This window comes from Patescibacteria group bacterium (assembly GCA_041653535.1).
GTDB lineage: Bacteria > Patescibacteriota > Patescibacteriia > JACRDY01 > JACRDY01 > JBAZFH01.
The window spans coordinates 46,227-63,759 of sequence record JBAZFH010000001.1; the positions used below are offsets into that span (position 1 = coordinate 46,227).

General features: G+C 44.6%; 17 protein-coding genes and 2 tRNA genes. 12 read left to right on the forward strand and 7 right to left on the reverse strand.

Features of this window, described 5'->3' with window-relative positions:
* Positions 1-241 precede the first annotated feature (241 nt).
* Positions 242-715 (forward strand): hypothetical protein, encoded by a 474-nt coding sequence (locus WC310_00230; GenBank protein MFA5358236.1) that lies wholly within the window; start codon positions 242-244, stop codon positions 713-715.
* Complete coding sequence (locus WC310_00235) at positions 705-1,055, forward strand: hypothetical protein (protein MFA5358237.1); 351 nt, start codon at positions 705-707, stop codon at positions 1,053-1,055. The genes WC310_00230 and WC310_00235 overlap by 11 nt, the downstream gene beginning before the upstream one ends.
* Before the next feature lie 205 nt (positions 1,056-1,260).
* On the opposite strand, the gene WC310_00240 is transcribed toward WC310_00235, so the two are convergent.
* From WC310_00240 to WC310_00265, 6 genes are all read right to left on the reverse strand, one after another.
* On the reverse strand, positions 1,261-2,157 hold the full coding sequence (locus WC310_00240) for a hypothetical protein (GenBank protein MFA5358238.1): 897 nt from the start codon (positions 2,155-2,157) through the stop codon (positions 1,261-1,263).
* Positions 2,158-2,275: 118 nt separating this feature from the next.
* Positions 2,276-2,623 (reverse strand): 50S ribosomal protein L19, encoded by a 348-nt coding sequence (gene rplS / locus WC310_00245; protein MFA5358239.1) that lies wholly within the window; start codon positions 2,621-2,623, stop codon positions 2,276-2,278.
* A 509-nt stretch (positions 2,624-3,132) separates the two neighbouring features.
* The gene (gmk, locus tag WC310_00250; protein MFA5358240.1) at positions 3,133-3,729 is read right to left on the reverse strand and encodes a guanylate kinase; all 597 of its coding nucleotides are present in this window, start codon (positions 3,727-3,729) and stop codon (positions 3,133-3,135) included.
* Positions 3,730-3,734: 5 nt separating this feature from the next.
* Entirely contained in the window at positions 3,735-4,409 is a 675-nt protein-coding gene (locus WC310_00255) for an RNA pseudouridine synthase (protein MFA5358241.1), read from the reverse strand.
* Positions 4,410-4,411: 2 nt separating this feature from the next.
* Positions 4,412-4,672, reverse strand: a complete 261-nt coding sequence (locus WC310_00260; protein MFA5358242.1) for a S4 domain-containing protein — start codon at positions 4,670-4,672, stop codon at positions 4,412-4,414.
* Between the two features lie 75 nt (positions 4,673-4,747).
* Positions 4,748-6,235 (reverse strand): HD domain-containing protein, encoded by a 1,488-nt coding sequence (locus WC310_00265; GenBank protein ID MFA5358243.1) that lies wholly within the window; start codon positions 6,233-6,235, stop codon positions 4,748-4,750.
* Between the two features lie 1,334 nt (positions 6,236-7,569).
* On the opposite strand from WC310_00265, the gene WC310_00270 reads away from it, so the two are divergent.
* The 7 genes from WC310_00270 to WC310_00300 all read left to right on the forward strand — a co-directional run bounded on the left by WC310_00270 (position 7,570) and on the right by WC310_00300 (position 12,885).
* Positions 7,570-7,645: transfer RNA gene (locus WC310_00270), tRNA-Ile, on the forward strand.
* A gap of 507 nt (positions 7,646-8,152) precedes the next feature.
* Positions 8,153-8,398 (forward strand): GIY-YIG nuclease family protein, encoded by a 246-nt coding sequence (locus WC310_00275; protein ID MFA5358244.1) that lies wholly within the window; start codon positions 8,153-8,155, stop codon positions 8,396-8,398.
* A tRNA-Val gene (locus WC310_00280) sits at positions 8,389-8,465 on the forward strand. Before WC310_00275 ends, WC310_00280 begins: the two co-directional genes overlap by 10 nt.
* Positions 8,466-9,234: 769 nt before the next feature.
* Complete coding sequence (locus WC310_00285) at positions 9,235-10,311, forward strand: hypothetical protein (GenBank protein ID MFA5358245.1); 1,077 nt, start codon at positions 9,235-9,237, stop codon at positions 10,309-10,311.
* 14 nt (positions 10,312-10,325) lie between these two features.
* Complete coding sequence (locus tag WC310_00290; protein MFA5358246.1) at positions 10,326-10,571, forward strand: hypothetical protein; 246 nt, start codon at positions 10,326-10,328, stop codon at positions 10,569-10,571.
* Between the two features lie 210 nt (positions 10,572-10,781).
* Entirely contained in the window at positions 10,782-10,937 is a 156-nt protein-coding gene (locus WC310_00295; protein MFA5358247.1) for a hypothetical protein, read from the forward strand.
* A 118-nt stretch (positions 10,938-11,055) separates the two neighbouring features.
* A complete protein-coding gene (locus WC310_00300) occupies positions 11,056-12,885 on the forward strand; it encodes an ABC transporter ATP-binding protein (protein MFA5358248.1) in 1,830 nt (609 codons plus the stop codon).
* A gap of 157 nt (positions 12,886-13,042) precedes the next feature.
* Here WC310_00300 and WC310_00305 read toward each other — a convergent pair whose 3' ends face one another.
* The gene (locus tag WC310_00305) at positions 13,043-13,624 is read right to left on the reverse strand and encodes a hypothetical protein (GenBank protein MFA5358249.1); all 582 of its coding nucleotides are present in this window, start codon (positions 13,622-13,624) and stop codon (positions 13,043-13,045) included.
* Between the two features lie 127 nt (positions 13,625-13,751).
* Here WC310_00305 and WC310_00310 point away from each other — a divergent pair, with 127 nt between their 5' ends.
* The 3 genes from WC310_00310 to WC310_00320 all read left to right on the forward strand — a co-directional run bounded on the left by WC310_00310 (position 13,752) and on the right by WC310_00320 (position 17,218).
* Entirely contained in the window at positions 13,752-14,525 is a 774-nt protein-coding gene (locus WC310_00310; protein MFA5358250.1) for a helix-turn-helix domain-containing protein, read from the forward strand.
* A 243-nt stretch (positions 14,526-14,768) separates the two neighbouring features.
* Positions 14,769-15,863: a M20/M25/M40 family metallo-hydrolase gene (locus tag WC310_00315; protein MFA5358251.1), complete on the forward strand. Its 1,095-nt coding sequence runs from the start codon at positions 14,769-14,771 to the stop codon at positions 15,861-15,863.
* 212 nt (positions 15,864-16,075) lie between these two features.
* Positions 16,076-17,218 (forward strand): hypothetical protein, encoded by a 1,143-nt coding sequence (locus WC310_00320; GenBank protein ID MFA5358252.1) that lies wholly within the window; start codon positions 16,076-16,078, stop codon positions 17,216-17,218.
* Positions 17,219-17,533 lie beyond the last annotated feature (315 nt).

A 17,533-nucleotide genomic window follows, 5' to 3' on the forward strand; every position in this document is an offset into this window, starting at 1 on the left:
TGGTGGGTGACTGCCGGCTTTTTAGTTGGGGAAACACGTCCGGCACCCCCTCTGCCTCCCCCTTGGCAGGGGGAGAATTATAAGACAGACTCCGTCTAGTCTCCTCCCCTGCTAAGGGGAGGAACAAGGAGGGGTGCTGGACGTGTTCGTTCTAATAATTGACATTATTGTTTTAATATGGTAAAAATAGGAATTAGATTTTTGACAATAAAAACCATGATATAAAAGAAGGGAGTACAAAATGGTTGAGATGATTAAGAGGCTATGGGATTGGCTTGATTTTGGTGTCCTTCCTGACGATGGTTATATCAGAGGAGGATGGTGTGGATCGTTGGTACTTTTGTTAGTTGGTCTAGGAGGAACTTTACTGCTTATAGATCTTCTGGCTGGTACCAAGGCAGAAGATTACCTTGTTGCGGCGATAATTATCGGCATGCTTCTTTCGATGTGGGGCATGTGCGGTTTCATGTTCAAGACGCCGGGATTTGCTCGGAGCTTTCGTTATTCATATCAAGTCATCGGACTTGGTCCTGCTAGCGCAGGTTCCAGTATTCCACTAAAAGGTGGAATTATGGACGGTAGCATGATTTGTTGGCGGAAAATTTTTTCAAGCAGAGAAAGCGCTTTGGCGTTTGTGTGTTCAAACTCAAATCGTTTGAACGTGAGAAAGGACACGGGTCGAAAAATCTTTGTCTGGGACTTTTATGCCGAGTAAAAAGGAGGAAAAAAAAGTGTCCTACCCGATAAAGCCGAGTGATATCAACGCTGAGAGTCTACCGCTCGCTTTTTCCGGCAACGAGGAGTCAAAGAAATTTATCACCGCCCTTATTTTGTTGGCACAAAAGAACGGTGACTGGCGGGATTTCTATTTAAAGCAATTAACCGTTCAGTGCCGCTCCGGGAAATTTGAAAGGTTTTTTGTCTCCAACGGACTGATCAAGAAAAATGCCGACAAAACATATTCTTTTACTCACGGGTTTGTCGCCAGATGTTTTGTTGGGGCGCCGGCGACAGAAGATCTTTCTCTATGGAGAAAGATTGAGTTCAAAAAATAACAACAATCAACCAAAAACCCTGCGCATGTAGTGCGGGGTTTTTATTTTTGGCATCTCTTGTCCCGGCCAAAACGGGTCGAAGCTCGGCGCATCCGCTCAGGGCGGACCCCGGACCCCCGCGGTTTTAACAACTTAATATTTTTTGATTTAAAACAATATTGTAAAAGTAGAAGCGGCGGAAGGTGTTTTTCCGCCGCATCGGTTTTTAGACCGATTGTTGGTTGTAGCGTCGCACGTAGAGTGTTGGCGCCCAGGGGCGCAGGAGAAAGATCGAGCCAAAGGTCACGGCCTTAGCGCCCTGTTTTTCCGCCTTAGCGATGTCTTGGTAAGACCAGATGCTCGGCCAAACGGTTGGCATGATTTGGCTGAGTTCACTCGCCATTTGCCAGGTAAGATGCTGGACAATTTTTCCCGACACACCGCCACCACCGAAGTGATCCAGCGGGCTAGTTCTGCTAGGAAAAGCGTAGCGCCAGGGGACCGAATTGATTTGCACTGCCTCGGCGATGCCAGATAGAGATGTGGCCGTAAGTAGGTAGTTTTTTTGCGGGTCATAGCCAAGTTTGATCAGCAGTGGCAGGCAAGTTAGTTCTTTTACTTTTCGGCAGGTGGCGACAAGGTCGGTAGGCAAGCCGCATTCTTGGACGTTGGGACAAGAAATATTGATCTCGATGCCAACAATTTTCTTGCTGCTTAGCTTGCCGTCAGCCATTTCTTGTTTGATTACCGTCGCCATATTTTCTAGCTCTTGGTTGCTACCAAAAATCGAGATGACGACTGGTAGGTCGCTCGGAATTTTTGGCGCGTGTTTTGCTAGCCAACCATTGATGCCGGGATTACGCATGCCGACAGCGTTAACTGTACCATGTCGCAAAACCCTTACGGTTTTGACTAGCCCGACGCCTTGGCCATTTCCGGCTCGCGGATTTTGTGTAATGGTTTTGAGAACGACGGTAAAGAGATTTGGTTGTAGCAGGTTAACCCAATGCAGTGGTGCCTCCCATGACCAACCGCGGCCGTCAAAACCGAGTGCGCCAGAAGCAACGATAAATTTGAGCTCGTGGTCGTTTGATAGAGTGATGCCGTTAATTTTTGTTTGCATTCTATACTCCTTTGCTCCCGCAAAAAAAGCCCACCGCTATTTTCGATGGGATTTGGTGGTTGTAAAAGAACCACGGTTGCTATCAAAAACCCCCCGCATTAATGCGGGGGGTTAGAACTTACTTCTTTATAATTGTTTCTTTCAGTCTTTTGCTCCAGTTGCGGAGGAAATAGAGTTTACTGCGACGTACTTTGGCTTGTTTAACCACTTCTAGCTTGGCAACATTTGGCGAACGGAGAGGAAATATCTTTTCTACTCCGATACCGTCGGAAACCTTGCGAACAGTGATAGTAGCGCCGGCTTCGTTGCCATGTTTATGAGCGATGATCATACCTTCATAAATCTGGATTCTTTCTTTTTCTTCGCCCTTGGTATTTGTTTCTTTAATTTTTTGGTGAACGCGAACGGTCATACCCGGACGGATGTCGGAGAAGTCTTTAACTTCTTCTACGGCAGCAGGGGAGATCTCTTCTGGAGTTGGTTCTTCATTAGCAGTTGGAGCGGCTTCTGCTACTGGAGTTTCTGTCGCCGGTGTTTCTACTACTGGAGTAGTTTCCGGTGTTGGTTCGGCAGTCTGTGGAGCAACGTTATCGGTTGCAGCCTGATTTTGAGTATTTTCTTCTGTCATATGGTTTTTTATTTATTGCCCCTATTTTAGCGGAATATTAATATAATGTCAAGATATGGGAAAAGAGGCAAAATAGCCTCTTTTTAAAAGAAGTTAAAGTTGGTTCATTGACAATACGTTTCGCTCTCATGCCGCCTGCCTGCCGGTAGGCAGGGGCGGGCACTTACTTTTTGTAACCAAAAAGTAAGCAAAAAGTTCCGGGGGCGCAAGTAAGCGCGTGTCCTTATCACCTTAAGGTTTCCTTACCCCGCCCCGCCCCTGCAGACCATAATTACCGAAACGGTTCGGGGCTTGGCGCGGCTTTCGCCCCCGGACCCCCGAGAAGAAAAACACGATACACTGATTTATTATTGGGAAGTATTATTGATTTTGGCGAGGTGGCGCTGGATTATACCAATTATTCTTTCGACAGTGTCGTTCATCTTGCCTTCGTAGTTGATTACAGTATAGTCGTAAAATTTGGCCTCTCCCAGTTCATCCTTTGCATTTTGTAGTCTTTTTTTAAACTCTTCCGGATCAATACCAGGGTCGCGGGTAATCAGACGATTTTTGATGCGAGAGATTCTGTCAGGCTTGATAAAAATTGATAGAGAATTTGGATAGAGTTTTTTTATAACTTTTTTGCCTTTTAACTCAAGGTTGATAACAATATTAATGCCATTTTTTAGCTTGTCCTCAATATCCTTTTTATTAGTGCCATAATAATGACCGCGATTTAAAACTTTGATATATTCCAAAAATCCACCGGCTTTGATTTTTTTCTCAAAATCTTTAACGGAAAGAAATTTGTAGTCAACGCCGTTTTTTTCTCCAGGGCGGGGATCTCGAGAGGTATAAGTGGTGGTCATCTTGAGGTTTGGTATTTTTTGACACACAGCTTTGCTGACCGATGTTTCTCCGGCGCCAGTGGGACCGGCAATAACAAAAATTATTCCCCGCTTCATATTTTTTATTTTGTTGTATTTAAGTAATTTTTCAGATCCGTAGGTAAATCGGAGGAAAACTCCTGCCATTGATTATCTGAGTCGTAAAATCCAAGTAGGTGAGAATGCAAAAATAGTCTGGGTGGAGGAGCGGTTTCTTTTTTTTGTTTTCTGATCGTGTAGAGTTTGTCGCCGGCCAGCGGGTGTCCCAGGGCTTTAAAATGAACGCGGATCTGATGAGTGCGACCGGTTTTAATCGTAACTCGAACCAAAGTATAGTTGATAAAGTATTTTACTACATGGTATTCGGTCAGCGCATTTTTCCCTTCTTGGCTTAGTGGTCTTGCCGCCATTGTTCCAGCAGATGATCGAGCGATAGAAAAATTTATTGTTCCAGAGTCTTTTTCCATTTTGCCTCGGACTAGAGCGAGATATTCTTTTTTTACCTTGCGGTCGGCAAATTGACTTTTGAGAAAAATAAACATTTTTTTGTTACGGGCGACAACTAGCAGGCCAGAAGCATCTTTGTCGATACGATGAACAATGCCCGGGCGATTTTTGTCCTCACCTATTTTTTTTACCTCGGGATATTTTGTCGCTATCTTTTGGATTAGTGTTCCGGTTAGGTATTTGCTGTCAGGATGAACAGGAATACCAGATGGTTTATTGATTACTAAATAATCGTCGGTTTTGGCGATGATGTCTAGGTTGAAGGGAGGGAGTTTGGAGCTGGTAGGTGGTAGTTGGTAGTTGGGGACTTGGAAATTGGAACAATTTTTTTATCGATGGTTATCTTGTCGTTGGTTTTCAGAAATTCGTGGACTGATGGAATCTCGCCGTTAACTAAAACCGCGCCTGATTTGATCAGTTTCTGAACTTGGGCGCGAGGTAGGTCAAGTTTGGTGGTTAGCAAAACATCAAGACGGTTATTGTTATCTTTAGATTTTACGGTTATTGATTTCATTATAGTAGTGGGTAGTGGGTAGTGGGTAGTGATATTTTTAATAATTTTACTCACTAATCAATACTCGCTACACTGTTAAGAAGTCAGTTTTTTAATAAATTTCATCGCTTGTTGTTTTGTCTTAACCCTTCCTCTTAATTGTTCCTCACGTAACTTAGCAATTGCTCTACCAACGTGTGGCCCGGGTTTGATTTTGAGTATTTTAATAATCTCATTACCGTCGAGAATCGGAGCGGGCAATGTTTTTTTGTTTTTAGCTAGCTTGGCAAGAACAGCTATTCTTCTACGCAGAGCGGCGGAGTAGCTGATAAATTTTTCACCTTTGGCAGGAACAGTAGCCATTTCATCGGCGTGAATCAGTTTAATTAAATCCTGCCCCGCTGGAGCAATAAAAAAATATTTTTCTATGGTAGTGCTTTTCATTTCGGCAATGCGGCCATGAACGGCGATCATGTGTTTGGCGATCAGCCAAAAAACTTTATCCGGGTCGCAATCAATATCAGCATCTTTGTAGGCAGATAGCTTTAGCCGATCGCATATTTCTTTGGCTTTTTTGGCGCCGACTAAGTCGTGTTCGTTAAAACGAATACGATCACTGCCGTTTTTTTCCGGAGTCTGAATAGTGTAAGGTTTACCAATATCGTGAAAAAGTAGGCCAATAATAAGATTGACCGAAGGATATCCAGGGTAAAGTTTTTGAAATCTTTTGCTAGTCAAAGTTTTTAGGGCTAAGACAGTGTGCTGCCAGACGTCGCCTTCGCTATGCCAATTGTTTGGCTGCGGACATTTTTTTATTTTTAGTAATTCTGGCATCAGTTGTTTGATAAAACCAGCTTGGTCGAAAAGTCCTAGTGCTAGTACTGGCGCGGCATAGAAAGCTTTGAGCAAATCTTTGGCAATAGTTTCGCGAGGAACCACAAAATCATTGCCATTTTTTTTGTTGATTTTTGGCGCCAGTTTTTTTATGGTTGCCCAGGTATTTTTTTCAATAGCAAAATCTAGCTGGCAGGCAAAGCGGATAGCGCGTAGCATCCGACTATAATCTTCGGCAAAACGGACGGAGGGTTTACCAACGGCGCGAATGATTTTTTTTACCAAATCCTTTTGGCCGGCAAAAGGATCGACGATTTTACCGCTGATCAGGTCTAGAGCCATGGCGTTGACAGTGAAGTCACGCCGAGAAAGGTCTTCTTCGATTTTCAGTCGGTAGTTGGTCTGGACTTTGAAATCGCGATAAGCTCCGCTGCGGTCGATGGAATATTCGGTGCGGGGAAGAGCAATGTCAATAGGAGATGGGAACTGGGAACTAGGATCTGGTAGTTTTGGGTTGAACTTAAAAACACCGAAAGATTTGCCGACTAGGTCAACTTTGCCATTTTTTCTGAGAAAAGCTTCAAGGGGTTTAGCGGGTACGCCGCGGACGAGCAAATCGTAGTCTTTGATTTTTTTGTTCAGTAGCAGGTCGCGGACCGCTCCGCCAACCAAAAATACTTCCGCAGCAGGAAAAGTGCGGGTTACCTTTTGAGCTAATTGGATTATTGATTTGTCTATTTTATTTAGCATAACTGCCTTTATTGTATCATAGTTTGATAAATGAAAAGAGCAGGGGGGGACCTGCTCCGCGGGCAAAAACACCGACATGGCGTTTTTGTTTTTTTGGTTGCTGTTGAGAAGGCGTCGCTAGGTTTTCTCTGCCCCCCAAAACCATGTAAACACCCTCTGGCGTCCTGTCGTTCCAAATTTGATGGAATGGTTAATAGTGTTGTGACTACAGAACACAACAGGACTAGGCATGTGCACTGATGGTATTTATTATTTTATTCTTTTTTAGGAACATGTCAATATTGATTTTTAAAGTAATAAAAAGACCCGAGTCAGTTGCGGCTCGGGCTATTTTTGCGGTTAGTTTAAGGCCGAGCCAGAGGAATATGGTGAGGATACCCATAAACCTCTGGCGTACTCTATGGTGGTGCCATTTTTTGGCGATTTTTGACGGTTTTCCTCTGAACCGTCAGGCACCTGGTCGCTTTGGTAGGCGTAAAGCCGCTAGCAAATAAATTGCCTCGGCTTGCTACGGGCATCGCCACGCCATACTCACAGCGGTCGAGAACCCCACGGGTCTGCTTGATGATCAAGAGGAGGGCAAGATCTCCGCAGGGTTCGTCGCGCGCAACGCCGCCTCGGTCACGAGATTTATACTGGGCGGTAGTTGCGAAAAAAATCAAATCAAGTTGACAGCCCAGAGACAACTCCAGCCTCTCCTCAATATTCTGACCATCTTATTAACCAATGGCAGAGAAAAGGAGGTTTTGGCATTAGTGTCCCTGGGTCCAGTGACGCAAATTAATAGCGTCAATCTGGAAAATTTAAATTGTTAATATTTAATACTTCAGCTTGATTAGGTATTATTGCACAGTAGTATTTTTTTGTCAATACTTTGGATGCAGATTCGGTAAAAGTTGGTTTAATTTGTTTAAATTTAGATAAAAATATGGGAAATATTTTATCCACAAAAAGAGACCTGATGGTGCAGGTCTCCTGTGGTTGAATTGTATTAATCTTTGTGGTAATGAATTATGTGTGGTGCAATCTTGGGGGCGAAGGGCTGCACTTACGCTTCGGCGGTAAACGATATAACTAATTCCACGTCGGTTTCCTTTTTGCTGCTTGTTTCGCATGTTTGCTTAATTTATGTTTAACCGTTTTAATAACTATTGTTAACAATGGAAAGCATTGATTTAAGACAAAAAGGTGATATAATGCGAGGGAATTGATATTTGCGTATGCCTGCCTGCCGGCAGGCAGGTAGCTTCCACCCAAGGCGGACAGGCAGCGGTTATGCTCCTGCTTCGCGGGAGGGGTGCATTTTACAATTTGGTTTTTTACTTTTTATTTATGCGCGTGTAGCTCAGCGGTTAGAGCATCGCCCTTATAAGGCGGGGGTCGATGGTTCAAATCCATCCACGCGCACCAGTGTGTTTTGTTTAGCAGCTCGGTTTTTACCTAATAATGTCGATCGATGGTTTGTCCCTTCGGGACATCTCCCGTAGGGAGACAAATCCATCCACGCGCACCATTCTTCGCTCGCTAGAGTGAAGAATGTCCTCCGTAGCTCGAAGAGCGAAGGAGGACGAAACGTTGTTCGTCTCTTTTAGTTCCGTCGCGAGCTTCGAATGGCGCGGCCATATTCTATTTATTAGGATTTCAGTATATTAAATTATTGACAATGGTCGTTTTTGGCTTTATAATCAGCAGCACTAATATTTAGTAGTTATTAATTTGTAATTTGAAATTATCTTTTGGGCGTATAGCTTCCACCTACGCCCTCATTACATTCGGGCTTCGGCGGACAAGCATCTGGTATTTCACCATTTGCCTGCCAGTCGAAGCTCGCCAGTAATGGCGAGTGTAGATTGGGGCGGTTAGCTCAGTTTCTGCCAGAGGCAGACCCGCCTTCGGCGGGGGTTAGATTGTTTTTTTATGTCGGGAATATATGTTTTAAAAAGTTTAAAAAACGGTAAAAGATATGTGGGTAGTACTCGTAAAGATGTAGATTTAAGGTTGAAAGAGCATAATTATGGGTCAAATGTTTGGACTAGGCAAAACGGACCTTTTAAATTAATTTATAAAGAAGGTTTTACTGACTATAAAGATGCTTTGAAAAGAGAAAGATTTTTGAAGTCAGGCCAAGGCAGAAAATTTTTAGATAGTATTTTGGGCGGTTAGCTCAGCTGGTTAGAGCGTTACATTGACATTGTAAAGGTCACAAGTTCGAATCTTGTACCGCCCACCAAAGGCAGAGACTATAGAAGTCTCTGTTTTTTGTTGTATAAAATTAGCTCAGTTTCTGCCAGAGGCAGACCCGCCTTCGGCGGGGGTTAGAGCGTTACATTGACATTGTAAAGGTCCGTGGTTCGAGTCCACGTATGCCCACCAAAAGAACACCAGTGATGGTGTTTTTTTGTTTATTTAAAAAAGCCGACATTGCTATGTGCATCGTCGGCTATTGTTTTGATGCTAATCTTCGTCATCGTCTTCTAGCCCGTCAGAGGGCGGAAAGATTTCTATTGGATGATCTTCATTGTCTAGTTTTATGGCTAGCGCTAGGAGCATCAAGGCGTTTCTGGTTCTGGGGCTGCGACCGCCTCCGAAATAAGTTCGGAAACGTAATACTGGTCCATGATGACCGTCTGTGCATACCCAGGCGTCACCGTCTTCCGAAAACTGGACTATTATTTGTCCTTTTGCCGTTCCGTCATTATCATCATGAAGTCGGGCGAATGTTTCTTTCGACGATAGGTCTGGAATCTAAAAGGGGTTGTTTAGAACACGATAGGCGTCTTTGATTAATCTTGCCGTTCCCGGTTCCGGTGGCATTTGCATTTCTCCTTTTGAGGTTGGTTTTTAAAATAAGCAGTGTTTTTTTGGTGCGTTAATAAATGCTAGCAAAAGGTCGTGTGAATAGCAAATGGGTATTTTTGACAAAAAGGCTTAACATTGTTAATATTTATAGTCCATTGAAAATAAATAACTGTCGGAAATACATAGAAAGGGAGGGCACTATGTCGCAAATTGAAAAAAAATTATTTGCTGCAACTGCGATTTTGCGTCGTTGTATTGGCAAGGAAGGTATCTGGGCCGACTCGACTCGTTACCAGTATCAGTGCTGGACGCGTGATTTTGTATTGGCAGTGTTGGAAGTTTTGTTGCAATCGCAGCGAGACGACCTAATCCGAAAACATCTTCACGGCATTGCCTTTCGGCAACAACCAAACGGTCAAATTCCGATCCTTTTTTTGGAAAATGAGTTTTGCTGGCTCTGGGAAAAAATCAAGCGCAGTATCAAAAATCGTAAAGTTTCTTTTATGCTGCGTCGGTACTTCACCGGACATCTGTGGGATCTTACTCCCGGGACAAGGGACTCGGAAATCATGTTTCTTGTCGGCATGTATGAATATGCCAAGCAGTCCGGCGACAACAGTTTGGTTGCCGAGCACAATGTCGGTTTGTACCGAGCGCAGACCTACATTGAAAAATTTTTAATGGAAAACGGTCTGGTCGTCGGTTGCGATTGGCGCGACACCATGGAGCGTGAGCTTGGCGACAAACCGCTACTGACCAACAATTCTTTGATGTATCGCGCTTATAATCTGATGGGCGAAAAAGAAAAAGCCGATCGGTTGCGTGCGAACATCAATTCAGTGTTGTGGGACGGGCAGCGCTATCTGGATTATCCGGATAGCGAGCGCTTTGATCCGCTCGGTGGCGCGTTGGCCGTACTGTATGATGTGGCTTTGCCGGAACGTTATGCCAGTATCATCGAAGGGTTCCGGTCGGTTGATACCGATCGCGGTGTAACCATTCAATGTCGGCATAATCCGATGGTTGCCGAAGAAGCCAAAGTGATCAACCGCACCAACGGCGTGGTGATCTGGCCATTTGTTCTCGGGTTCACCGTCTTGGCTTTGATCAAGATGGGTGAGAAAAAGTTGGCCAAGGCGCAGTTCGACAAACTGGTCGCGCTTGACGGTTTCCGCGAGTGGTACGACCCAGCGACTGGCAAGGGTTATGGCGCCAAAGAGCAGCTTTGGTCCGCGGCGCTTTATTTGCGGGCACTGAGAGCGATTCGCAATATGTGAAAAAGGAAGAGAATATGTTCGAAATAACCAAGCCGATCGACACGGCAGCTGATACGCAAGGAGAGCTTCAGGTTTTTTCCGCAAGCCCTGAAGGAAGCGAAGTTGACCCCGGTAGCATTAGTCACGTTATTGGTAGTGACGAAGTGAGTATTCGGTCGAACGTCGCTTTCGGTGGATCGATTTCCGTGAAGGGACGGGAAAGTTTGAAACTTTTGAGGGATGCCTTGGTCAGTATATGCAAGACTGAGGATATTAAGTAAGGATATTAAGTAATAAACAATCAACCAAAACCGGTGAGATGTAATATTTCGTCGGTTTTTTGTTTTAGGTGGCGCGCGGCTGCGTGGCTCGCAGCAAGGGGAAATACTGTTCCCAGCTACCAACTACCAGCTACTAACGTGGGGACAACCCTTTCTTGACATAATCGGTAAAGTTAAGTAAGATACAAAATTAACAGTTTATATAATTTTATGAAAATTAATTGGCCAAAATACAACCTAATCGCCTACACCAACCGCTTTGTTAGCGGAGCTTTTGGCATGCTTGTGGTTTTTCTAACCGCAATTGCTGCTGGCAGCTCTCTGAGGGCAGAATATTTTTGGCGCTTTTATTTTCTAATGACTTAATTTGTCTTATATATAAAAACCTCGAAATATCCTGCTCTAACGCAGGATATTTTTTAACCACCTCTCAAAAGCCACGAACTTTAACAATTATATAGACCTTACCTAAAGGAGGTAGACCATGTCGGACTGGGAAGACCAAACCGCAGGCAAAGACAGGAATCTGCATTTTTTTGTCACCGGAATGAGAACTCTTTGGGATTTGCTCGGGCAAGAAAAAGGAAGGCTGACGGCGCTACTCGGCTGGCAAGTATTCCTTTCGTCGCTTACCCTGCTTTTTCCTTATTTACTGAAACTGGTTTTTGACCAGTTACCGCTGGTACTGGCCGGCACTGCTTCGATTGGATATATTGTTCAACTGATAGTAGCGATGTTTGTCATCAAAACCTGCGCCCAATTTTTGCATCATTTTTCCAAGGAGAAAAGATTTGCCAACAGTGTAATCTATCTGGAAAACTGGTGGCCGGTAATGGCGCAACAAAAACTGCTTGATCTATCGCTTGGTTACCATGAAAAAGAAAACACCGGCAAAAAAATCGCTCGCATCAATAAAGGCTGTGACAAGCTGGTAGAAATTCTCATGCATCTGTTTTGGGGATTTTTGCCGCAGCTGTTTTTTCTGGTAGTGAACCTGGCTATCGTGTTAATTATTGATTGGCGACTGGGACTAGCTTTTGCTCTACCGTTTATCCCGGCAGCGATCATTAATATCAAAGCCTTTGATCGTTTTTCCGCAGACTGGGAAGAATGGGAAAGGAAAAAAGAAGTCTCGACCGGGTTTTTCTGCCAGTCGATAATCAACGTCAACACTGTTCAGAGTTTTGTTCAGGAAAAAGAAGAAGAAAGCCGTCTATGCGAAGTGCGTCAAAGCATGGAAAAATTGGACATCAAAGTTAATCGTCGGTTGCAAAAATGGCTTTTTGCCGTTGGTTCGATATTGCACCTGTGTTTTGTACTGACCATCGCTCTCGGCGTTTATCTGGTGATAAACAAACAGACAAGTGTCGGTACATTGGTTTATCTGGTGGCCACCGGCACCGTTACTATCGATTCGCTTTGGGAGACGATCAACGTCTACATGCGAATCATGCGCAATCTAGTGGCTGTTCGCCGGATGAAAGAATTGATCGATGAACCGGTGGATATTGTTAACGGCGCTGAAGCCAAAACACTCGACGAGTTTGTTGGCGATGTCGCCTTCGAGCAAGTAAACTTTGTTTATCCGGGCAAAACCGAGCCGGTGCTTGATGACTTTAACTTGAGTATTGCTGCCGGACAAATGGTGGCTCTGGTAGGAAAAAGCGGTGAAGGCAAAACCACAATCGCGCGACTAGTGTCTCGGATGTATGATCCGATCAATGGGCAGATAACCCTAGATCACAACGACATTCGCGATCTAGATTTGTACTGGTATCGCCGACTGTTTGCAGTAGTGCAGCAAGATGTCGACATTTTTGACGGTACGCTTTTCTACAACATCAGTTATCCGTGCGCTGGCGCTACTGAGGAGCAAGTGCTGGAAGCTTTGTCTGCCGCTCACCTAGGAGTGGTACTAAAAGACGCCAAGCGTTTTCCCGATGGCCTACAAACTCAAGTAGGCGAGCGAGGAGTACGGCTTTCTGGCGGTGAACGTCAGCGTGTCGGTATTGCTCGCGCCTATCTAGCGCTACTTTGCGGCGCAAGGATACTGATCCTCGACGAAGCAACGTCGAGTCTGGATAGTGAAGCAGAGAGGGCGATCCAGACAATGCTTGACAAACTTCGTTCCAGGCAAGGTATTACTGTAATTGCTATTGCCCACCGGCTGTCAACTATCCAGCGCGCTGACAAAATCTGCGTGATCAGCGGCGGGACGATTACCGAGCAAGGCGATCATCAACAACTGATGAAACAAAACGGACTCTATTCACATCTGGTTGAGCTGCAACAGCTCGGTGATTTGCGAGAATAGATAGTTCAATCAACCAAAGCCCCTGGCAGCAATGTCGGGGGTTTTTAATAGCGCATAGCCGATAGTCCTCCTTCGCCAAGGCTGCGGCGTACAGGCTCATAGCTGATAGGGGATAAAAAAATAACGCCGGTAATTTTTGGTTACCGGCGTTGATGTGTTAAGGCGTGGTTCTATAGAGAGGGTCGATGATCTGTAGTTCTTTGTTGGCGTGCCAGAAGTGTTCGAGAGATCCTTTGTGTCTATTCCACCACTCAACTTCTTTTGTTGGCTCAATGAACTCTGGCCAAAGGAATGGAATGTGTATGGAGCTGAGAGCTACGCCTGTGACATCGTTGCTATCGGCGCGTATCCGTATTAATTTGTTGCCATCAAAGGTATGGCCATAGAGTTTCATGATAATACGGATCGACACGTCTTCGTAATGCGGCGCTTTAGCTTTTTGGATGGAGTAATCCAGTCCGGACTCTACGTCTGATTCTAGCTCTGTCCAAACTTCGCTGGCCTGTTTGAATAGATCTGTCCACAGATAGCGAGTATTTGGGCTAAGAAAATGCAGCTCGTAGCAAAGTTCATAAAGCCGCAGTGCTTCTGGCAGGTCGAGCAGTCGTGGACCGAGACGATGTCGTATGCGCCAGTTGCCAGCGCCGTAGGCTTTGTCGTAACCGGCCAGCCTGTCATTTTTGGCTTCGCCAAACCATCCGGGGTTAGAGACTGTTATCCAACGTTTTGACAGCTTCATCTGTTTGCTCCTTTTTTAGTTTTGGTATTTCAAGACAGTATTCTATTTTAGCGGGGGAGTAATATTATGTCAATAATTGTTGGACAAATGTTGACGAAATCCTGACAACAGTTTACACTGAGTCTATATGGAAATACAATCAATGCTCAAAAAAATAGGATTAAATGACAAAGAGGTTAAAGTTTATTTAACCTTATTTGAAAATGGGGCAACCAAACCGACGGTTTTGGCAAAGATGACAAAGTTAAATCGAGCCACTTTATATAATGTAGCTCAAGGGTTAATTTCCAAAGGAATTGTTTCCGGAGATTTGAGTGGCAAGTCGCTTGTTTTTACGCCACTGCCACCTAGTGATTTAGAAAAGATTCTTGCTCCAGCTAAAAGAGATTTGGAGGAGAAGGCGAGTTTAATCGAAGAGGCGGTTAGCGAGCTTAACTTAATAGTTAGCGGCAAGCAATATCCTATACCCAAAATTAGGTTTATCGAAGAAAATAATTTAGAAAAATTTCTTTTTGATAATTTAGAAAAATGGCAGGATGAAGTGATTGGTTCCGATGGTGTCTGGTGGGGCTACCAAGATCATACCTTTGCCGCTAGCTTTGAAAAGTGGCTGGACCAAACTTGGCGAACAACTCAAAGTAAAAATAGTCATTATCAGGCGCAAGTTTTTAGTAATGTGTCGGAAACCGAAAGCAAGCTGAAACGTAAATATGCCAATCCTAAACGACAAGTTAGGTTTTTAGAAAATACCAGTTTTACTGCTACCACTTGGGTTTGTGGCGATTATTTGATTATGATTATGACGCAGCAACACCCATATTATCTGATAGAGATTCATGACCAGTTTTTGGCTCAAAATACCAAGGAAGTTTTTAAGAAACTTTGGGAGCTATCGAAATAGCTTTTAGCACCTTTGTTGTCATCCTGAACCCTTCGTCCCGCGTCGCGGGACTCAGGATAAACTCCGTTAAGGATCCCTCTTGATTGCCCACGACGGAAAAATACTAATATTCACGTAATCATCGACGATTAAGTTTTATTTAATATTCGCTTTCATTTCTTTTCTGGAGGGATTCTTCGCTCCGCTCAGAATGACAATCCCCAACTACCAACTACCAACTACCGTATGCTATAATTATTCCATATGAACAAACAACAAGAAATCCTGGCCTTATCTAAACGGCTTATCTCTATACCCAGCGTGGTGGGTGATTTTGCGGCACAGCAAAAATGTCTAGATTTTATAGAAAGATATTTCAAAGGATTGCCGGCATTAAAAGTGAAGCGGTTTCGGTTTGGCGATCACGGCTCACTACTGTTTTATAATCAATCAGTCAAAAATCCCGACGTTTGTTTTTACGGTCACGTAGATGTGGTTAAAGCAGAAAAAAGACAGTTTTCTCCTAAGGTCAAAGGTGACAAACTTTTCGGCCGAGGAGCAAGCGACATGAAAGCGGTACTTGCTGCGCAGATGGTGCTACTCAAAGATTTGATAAAGTCGGGATATGCCGGTTCGGTTGCTTTGCTTGTCGTCACCGACGAAGAAATCGGCGGCGCGCTTGGTGCACAGAAAATTGCTGACGAGTTTAATTTTAGACCGGGATGCATTTTGGTTCCCGACGGCGGTGACAATTGGAAAATGTCGATCGGCGAAAAAGGTGTACACTGGACAGAAATTGCTTTTGAAGGAAAACCGGATCACGGTTCACGGCCGTGGCTGGGGGTTAATGCTGGTGAAGAACTAATGGCGGCTTATGAAAAAATCAAGAAATCTTTTCGGCAAGCTAAATCAGAAAAAGACAGTTTGTTGACCATTAATCTTGGCGCAATCGAGGGTGGAGTGAACTATAACCAAGTGATGCCTAGCGCGACCATGGGTCTGGATATCCGTTACCCCAAAAATATTAAACTATCAGAAATCAAGAAAAAAATTAAAGCAGCACTACCGCTATATGCCAAGGTGAAAAGTTTGGAAGAGTCGCCAGCTTGGTCAGTGGATCTGGATAATAAACTGATCAAAAGATTTACCCGTTCCGCTTGCAAAGTTTTACGTCGCAAAAAAATCGAACAGCAGATTTCCTGTGGCGCATCTGACGCCCGGATGTTTGGTTGGATTGGTGTGCCGACGATTGTTTTCAAACCCGTCTGTGGTGGGATGCATTCTCGTGATGAGTGGGTGAGTATAAAAGCATTGGGTAAATTTTACGATATTTACAAGGACTTTTTGCTTAGCAAATAAAGCTGTTTGACAACGGTTCTACCCAGAGTTACGATAAAGATGTATGAATAGTATTTATCAATCTTTTGTTTTCTTTTTCGGATTTTTCTTTAGAAAGCGGGGATTTGATATTGCTTAAAGATTGACAAAACTGATCAAAAGTGATATAAATCCCTATCAATCCCGATAGGGGTTTTTAGTTCGTTAAAAACGAAAAGAAAGGAGTGCTAAAAATGCAGCACAGGGGTATCTTTTTTCATCACACTCGAGATGTCGTTGATGGTATGCCCGAGTTGCTGTTTAGTTTTCCTTTGCGGATGCTAATAGCGGCTCGGCAGGGTGACAAGGTAGTACTACCGATCGGCGTCGAGCCGCTGGAGTTGGAATTACTTAACCGTCTCGGCTTTGGTCCGCGACCGGAAGACGTAGTTTACGTTGATGGCAATTTGACTTCGGCGGATTTGCACGGCAAGGTGTTTCCGTTTTCCGGTTGCTCAGTGCAGCAGCGACAAATGGTTGAGTTGGCAGGACTAGACTTTGCCGCACCGTCTTTGGAGATTTGTCGTCAGGCTGACAGCAAAGCTTTTTTTCAGTCGGTGCTTCATGATTTGCGTCTGCGGCCGTTTGGTAGGATCGTGGTAACCGGCGATCGAGAGAGGATGAAGGAAGTGGTCAAGGAAATGCTTTCTCGTCACGGGTCGCTACTACTAAAAGCAGCGCACTCAACTAGCGGTTTGCAGCAACACTTGATCATGTCGCTTGCAGACTTGCCGGAAGATTTGGCGCTGAAAGGAAAAGCGGTGGTGCAGGAATTTATTCCGCACGTTGTTTCTCCCTCGGCGCAATACTACCTGAAACCGGGCGGTAACTGGAAATTGAATTCCATGACCACGCAGATTTTGGACGGTCGTCATCATGTGGGAAATATTTTCCCGCCGACTGATCTGTCGCCGGAAGTGATTGCCGAGATTGAAAAAATCGGCAGTCGTATCGTGCCGCGTTACGCTGAGCTTGGATACTACGGTCCGCTTAGCGTAGACTTTATGCTAACGGAAAACAATCGGTTGTTTCCCTGTGAGGTCAACGCTCGAGTTACCGCTCCGTGGTACCCTTGGGAAGCGGCTCGGCGCAACTTGGGCGCGCCGGTTCCATTTTGGATGAAAAGTCTGCGGATTAATCCAAAGACAACGATTGCAAAAATGGAAAAAGTCTTGGGAAAACTTTTGTTTAACCCCAAGACCAAAAAAGGCGCGCTGCCTTTCTCTTTTTTGCCCAAGCAGAATTTTACCTATCTGGTGATTTACGGTTCGAATCAAAACGAATTCGTGAACCGTCTAGTGCCCCAAGTACAGTGGGCACTGGCTAAACTAGGCTAACAATCAATGAACCGTCTCGCTACGCAGTGGGACGGTTTTTCTTTTTTCCACGACTGCTCTCATGCCGCCTGCCTGCCGGTAGGCAGGGGTAGGCAGATACCCAGCCGCAGAGCCCTGCAGCTGGGTAACCAAAGATTTTCGGGGGTGGCATAAGCCCGAGTTTTATAGCACCTTAAGGTTCTTTAAACCCGCCTCGCCCCTTCCGCTCACTTACGTTCGACTCTCGGGGTTCGGCTCGGGGCAACGCCACCCCCGAACCCCCGATGCTAAGCATTTTTATTTTATACATAATAAAAAATAAAAAGGAGTATTGAC